This is a genomic window from Paraburkholderia sp., from assembly GCF_026225065.1.
Lineage (GTDB): Bacteria > Pseudomonadota > Gammaproteobacteria > Burkholderiales > Burkholderiaceae > Paraburkholderia.
Genome location: NZ_JAMFSB010000317.1, coordinates 1 through 5,910, shown reverse-complemented (window position 1 = coordinate 5,910; position 5,910 = coordinate 1). Strand labels below are relative to the sequence as shown.

Below are 5,910 nucleotides of genomic sequence, written 5' to 3'. Positions count from 1 at the left end.
AGATGCCGTTCAAGGACAACGCGAATCTGCCGGATGAGCGGGTGGGCTGGAATGGCGAGCGCAGTGCGTCGTTGGGTGCCGCGATGCTGCAGGCGATGTTGCGGCACTTGGAGACGTTTGCTTAGGGTGGATGCCGGAAGGGTGGCGGTGGGTGTAGCGGTAGCGGTGGCGGTGCCTGCGGCTACGGGCTTGGGCCACTAATGGTATTTGTCTCAGCGAAGACGGTCGTTCCAACAGAAAAGCGAGGCATGCGCGTTGAGCGTGTGCCTCGCTTTGTCTTTGCGTTGTGGGTTGTGGGTTGTGGGTTGTGCGTTGCGCTTCGTGCGAGTGGCGGGTGTTCGGGCCGGGTGCCGAAAGCCGGCTTACTTAAGCGCTGACGCGCCATTGCGTCTGGTTCGCCGCGGCTCTCTTGCTGCTGCACTTGCTAGTGGTGGCCTTTCTTCGAACTCTTGCCAGACGATTTCTTCGTCGACTTGCCGCCCGTCGAGTGCTTGCCCTTGCCGCCTTTGTGTTTGCCGGAAGACGGCTCGGCGCGCGGTTTAGGCATGGGCACCGGATCATTCCAGCTAAACGCGAGCATCTGGCTGCCCAGATAGCCGCAGCGGAATTTCAGGTCGGATGGATCGCCGCCGCCATCGTTGCGCACGCCGAGTCCTTCGACGGTGACGATGCTGTCGACCTTGACATGCTGCTTGCCTTCGTCGAACGAATCGTTCCATGGTGTGACCGCGGAATGGGCGCTATCGAAGGAGCTGGGCGGGAATTCGACATGGTCGAAAACAGTCGAGGTGCTGGCGACAAAACTGCCATGTGCTGCACAGTCGGCCACGAGCGGATCGGCGTGCATATCATTGACGAATTTTTCGACGAGTTCGTTGTGCTGTTCGAGTTGATCGGCGAAGGCGGGAGCGATGCACATGAGCGAGAGACTCGCCGCATATGCCGCTAACCGGCCGACCACCCGCAGCAATCGGCGCGGTACGTTGGTGCGATCCATCTAGTTCGGTAGGCGCTATTGAGACATCAGGCACGTAAGATGCCTGACGACAGCAAGGAGTTCAATCCTGACACAAAATTTTTGGCTTGTCGCGGTAGCTGGTCTCCAATCGTGCTTGCGAGCCGGCGGTTTATTACTGCTGATCGCCGTCGGTCGCAGCCGGTTAACGCGGCGCGAGAGCTTCTCCTGCGAAGCGAGGCCGCTGTCCGGTGTGAGGCCTTGCGTCAGATACGGGGGCCGCCGAGCCGATAGCGGCGTACGTCGTACGTGGTGACCCACGCAGGCCGATAGACCGCAATCAACGCCGTGGACATGCCGGTGAACCATGCTTCGCCGGTCGCAAGCAGGAAGATGCTGAACGCGTAGCCGACCGGTATGACGGTCATCGAGCCGCCGGAGACCGCGATGTGGACGCCCACCGCAGCACTGGTTGTCAGGGCGACCACAATGGCGGGCGAGACGAAGCCTTGCCCAAAGATGAACATGAACAGGTTGCGCGGCAGCCAGGCAATGCATGCCCGCTGCAGCAACGCTGAGATACCGACCGGCAATGCACCGTAGACGATAAAAGTGAGCGCGATGCCTTGCCACGGTGCATCGAAAACGACCGCCGCAAGGCCGGTGACCGCGGCCATGGCGATGAGCGCTAGCGCCCAGTCGAACAGCGTGACGACGAGCGTTGCCCCAAGCAGATGCATCACCGTGCCGTCGTCGAGCCATGCGTTGCTCGCCCATAGTACCGAGACGGCAACGATAATCGCCAGCCAGACGTGTTGCAGGGTGCCGTCTTGCAGTCGTTTGAACGGATTTTTCCACAGCGCGAGCGCGAGCAGCAGCGCGGCGGCGACCCAGCCACCGACAGCGACCCATAGCGGAAGCGGTGTGTAGAGGAAACCCATACATCTCATATTACTCGTTGGACGGAAAAAGGTGTGAGCGGATTCCGTGCCAGCCGGTGGAAGACACGGCTTGCCTGGCTCAGATCAAACTTCTTAAGTGCCCCTGCCGGTGGGCGTCAGGTCGATTCGTCGGGCTCGGGATCGCCAAATGGAACGACGGGTTCTGCGGCCATCGGCAAGCTGTCCGTGGTGTCGTTGGCCGGCAACGGGTAAGTGAACTGCGCCGGCTTGCGGCGGCGCAGCGGGACCACCCCAGGCTCGCCCATCACCGGTCGCGCAGGGCCGTTCTGGTCGCTGCGCAGCACTTCGAGTTGGGCAGACAGCCAGCCGTTGTAGAGCGCCACGGCGGCCGCCCGGTTGGGGGCGCCAAGTTGCTGGAAGATGCTGGACAAATGGATCTTGACGGTGCCTTCGCTGATACCTAGCGTGCGGGCGATCATCTTGTTGGTGCTGCCCATGTGCACGCAGCGCATGATCTGCTCCTGGCGCGGCGACAGGCCGCTCGCTAGCCGGGTGCGCTTCGGCGGCGGTTTGATGTTGACGACTTCGGGTTCACGAGGGTTGGGTTCCGGCTGTGGCGGTGGCGGCAGCGACAGCGCCCCGGCCGGCACATAGTGACCGCCCAGCAGCACGATCTCGAGCGCGCGCACGATCAGGCGCGGGTCGGTGTCCCGGAGCACCACGCCAAGCACGCCTTTGTCCAACAGGCTGCGCACACATCTGGGCGACGTGTCGTGGGTCAGCACCGCGATTCGCAGACCGGCGTGCTCGGCTAACACCCGGCGCACCTCGGCGACGGACATCCAGTCCTGCCAGTCGATCAGTAGCAGATCGGGCGGTTGCCGGCGCAACGCCCGGTCAGCCTGGCGCCAGTCCTGTGCTTCGTTAAAGCGCGCCTGCCGGTCGATTTGCCGCAACAGTGCCTTGAGCCCGTCACGTCGTTCCGCGTCGGAGTTGAGAACCAAGAATCGCATGCCATGCCTCCAGATGAATCGTTCGTGGTGGCGCGATGCTCGCTCGCGGCAAAGGACGCCGGTTGCATTGCGATGCGCCACCAACGCCATGATGACAAATTCCTTGCTTCTTGACGGCCTGGCCAGAAGACATAGGATGATTGTCATGGCTGGTGTCCCGAAAAAAGCAAACGGCCCGATCAGCAGAAGCTGATCGGGCCGTTTCATCGTGGCTGGCGGTTTTGGCCGCGCCAGCCTGGTGCCGCTTGTGCGGTCACCTCTGCTCGCGTCAGTGGAAATGCGGTTGCGCGGGTTCTGCGTCTTCCGGCATTTCGGCGTGCACGATTTCGCCGAGTGGGTCCGCGTAGAGCGGCACCCCGCAGTCGTCGCAATATTCAGGCTCGAAACGGCCGGCGTGACGCCGGATGTCCGTCACGCCAGTTTCCTTCAGAAGCGCGACGATTTCTTCGAGCGGGCCGTTGTCGGCCGCCGCTTCCTGCGGCTCCTCGTCGATGCCCGGCTCACCGTTTTCACGGCCGTACAACGGCCACACGACGCCGTAGATCACATCATTGCTGCCGCGGCGGGTGAAGCCGACGCGATATTCGTCGATCCGACGCTCGCCGAAGCCCGCGACCACCGCCCTCAGTTCGGCCGGCGCCGCGCTAATGGTGTCGAACAGATAGCGCACGGCGGTGCGAACGGTATGCGGACGCACGCGTTCGTCCGCGTCGCGGCAAGCCGAATAGTAAGCGTCCGGCAACAAACACTCGAATTCGCAACCGGGAAGCGCCAGCGACAGATTGGCGCCCCCTTGCGTGGCCCACTGCTCAAGACATTGCCCGCGCTCGATGCGGTTGCCGTGCTCCTCTTCCTGCCAGCGGAACACCGGCGCGCCGACGGGCGCCGCGACCACGGCCAGCAGGAAGCGCGGATCGGCCAGGATCGGCGAGGTCTCAGGCAGTTCGCCGAAATTGATTTTTACAGTGGCTCCGCCGAGCGCCGCTTGTGTGAGCTGCTGCGCGATGCGCCAGGTTTCGACGTGATGGCGGGGCAACTGATCGATGCTGTATAGGAACGGTGCCAAGGCCACGCGCGTGCCGGTGGCAAGCACGTGTGCCTGCAGATGGGCGCGCAGCGCGTCCGCCGAGTCGTTCTTCAGCGGACCCGACGGGATGGCATAGCGAGTCCAGGCCAGCACGGGCGCGGCGATCAGCAACGCCTCGTACGTTGCGCCCTCGTGCTCGAGGATGAACGATTCGCTATGCGTCTCCGCCATGTCGGCGAGCGCGCCGTAGGCATCCGGATGATTCTGCTGGAGATGGTCGAGCGCGGCGTCCAGGGTTGTCTGGTTGGCGTTGCGAACGATCTTGGTTAGCAGCGCATCGAGCTTCGCTTCCCAGAAGCGGTCTTCGGTGCGGCTGCCCGACGCGAATAGCGCGAGCGAAAGACCGACCAGCTTGTCGGCATCAGGGGGGAGACGTTTGGCGATTCGCGAGCGCATAAATCCAGGAATGGGGGGCACAGAACCGTATATTCTAGTCTTTTCTGTGCCGTCCTATCATTTGTATGTCACTCATGGCGGATCGCGACGCGTGGGGCCCGGCGCAGGCATGGTCGCAGAGGACTGGGGCTACGTGTCTTAGGCCATCCGGCGGGTTGACCGGGACGGCGTAGTTGACGCAAGGTAGAGGTCGTTAAGCGATGGACTTCTATACCGACGGCCTTCGGCGTCGCGCCGATGAGTGCGCGACCGAGTGGCGTTGTGGTCTGACACAACGAGGGGATTCAAAGTGAAATCGGACCAACTGATCGAGCGGCTTGCCGCCGTGTTTGCATTGATCGTACTGGTAGGCGGTTCGTTACTTGTGCTGGCGCCATTCACGACTGCATTGCTGTGGGGCGCCATTCTTAGCTATAGCTCCTGGGGGTTGTACCGCAAGCTGACGGCGGTGGTCGGCGGTCGGCGCAAGCTGTCGGCGTTACTGATCGTCCTCATTATTCTGGTTGTGGTTCTAGGGCCGTTCGTCTACGCGGGATTTGCTTTCGGCGCTCATGTCCACGAGATCATCGCGCTGGTACACAAACTGTTCGACGATGGCTTGCCGGATCTGCCGGACTGGGTGGTGCGGATACCTCTGGTCGGTCCCAATATCGAGGCCTTCTGGGCGCATCTGACAAGCGGCAATTCTGAGTTGATCGCGCAGTTGCGAACCCTTGCCGCACCTGCGGGCAGATGGATTCTGGCTGCTGCGATTGCGGTGACGCATGGGTTGGGGCTGCTGGCGCTCAGTATTGTGCTGGCGTTCTTTTTCTACACCGGCGGCGAGGGTGCGGCGGCATGGTTGAACGCTGGCATGCGCCGTATTACTGGCGAGCGTGCGGATTATCTGTTGGCGCTGGCGGGTAGCACGGTGCGGGGCGTCGTCTACGGCATTCTCGGCACGGCGCTGGTGCAGGGGGTGCTAGCCGGATTCGGCTGTTGGATCGCCGGTGTGCCGGCGCCTGCGTTGCTTGGGTTGGCAACGTTCTTCCTGTCGGTCATTCCGGGCGGTCCGGTCATTGTCTGGTTGCCGGCCGCAATCTGGCTTTATCACGGCGGCGCGACCGGCTGGGCGATCTTTCTCGTTATCTGGGGAGTCGTCGCGGTGGGTATGTCGGACAACGTCATCAAGCCTATCCTGATTGGCAAGAGCAGCGATATGCCGTTGATTCTGGTGATGTTAGGGATTCTCGGCGGCGCGTTTGCGTTCGGCTTCCTGGGCGTGTTTATCGGGCCTACGTTGCTAGCCGTTGCATACACCGTGTTGCATGACTGGACGATCGGTTCTTCGACTGCCCGCGCCTTAGCTCCGGAGGCTGGGCCGGCAGCGATTGAGGAAGCGCAGCCGGTTCGAAAGGCCCCGTGAAATAAATTCCTGTTAGGGCTTGCAGGGCGAGAGTCGGGTCGCTAGAATCTCGATCTTTCGCGCTTCGGACCCCGGAGCGCGGGAAGCGGGAGAGCCAGCAGTGGCAAGGCTTTCGGCGGGTTGGGCAGGGTGATCTGATGCAAAAAACCTGT

Annotated in this window: 4 protein-coding genes and 1 pseudogene; 1 reads left to right on the top strand and 4 read right to left on the bottom strand. The window is 62.4% G+C overall.

All coding sequences use genetic code 11. The annotated features are described in order from the left end of the window. Nucleotides 1-366: 366 nt before the first annotated feature. The 4 genes and pseudogenes from M0954_RS22500 to M0954_RS22485 form a co-directional block, all read right to left on the bottom strand. Nucleotides 367-997 (bottom strand): annotated as a pseudogene (locus tag M0954_RS22500) (hypothetical protein). A gap of 224 nt (nt 998-1,221) precedes the next feature. Further along, nucleotides 1,222-1,896, bottom strand: a complete 675-nt coding sequence (locus tag M0954_RS22495) for an energy-coupling factor ABC transporter permease (RefSeq protein ID WP_123384454.1) — start codon at nt 1,894-1,896, stop codon at nt 1,222-1,224. A gap of 116 nt (nt 1,897-2,012) precedes the next feature. Further along, nucleotides 2,013-2,870 (bottom strand): response regulator transcription factor, encoded by an 858-nt coding sequence (locus tag M0954_RS22490; protein WP_123385845.1) that lies wholly within the window; start codon nt 2,868-2,870, stop codon nt 2,013-2,015. A 268-nt stretch (nt 2,871-3,138) separates the two neighbouring features. Next, nucleotides 3,139-4,353, bottom strand: a complete 1,215-nt coding sequence (locus M0954_RS22485; RefSeq protein WP_297355572.1) for a DUF2863 family protein — start codon at nt 4,351-4,353, stop codon at nt 3,139-3,141. Between the two features lie 289 nt (nt 4,354-4,642). On the opposite strand from M0954_RS22485, the gene M0954_RS22480 reads away from it, so the two are divergent. Beyond that, nucleotides 4,643-5,758 (top strand): AI-2E family transporter, encoded by a 1,116-nt coding sequence (locus M0954_RS22480; RefSeq protein ID WP_297355570.1) that lies wholly within the window; start codon nt 4,643-4,645, stop codon nt 5,756-5,758. Nucleotides 5,759-5,910 lie beyond the last annotated feature (152 nt).

Coding starts and splice junctions, on each gene's coding strand:
- M0954_RS22495 (WP_123384454.1), bottom strand. CDS start 1,896: ATGGGTTTCCTCTACACACCGCTTCCGCTATGGGTCGCTGTCGGTGGC.
- M0954_RS22485 (WP_297355572.1), bottom strand. CDS start 4,353: ATGCGCTCGCGAATCGCCAAACGTCTCCCCCCTGATGCCGACAAGCTG.
- M0954_RS22490 (WP_123385845.1), bottom strand. CDS start 2,870: ATGCGATTCTTGGTTCTCAACTCCGACGCGGAACGACGTGACGGGCTC.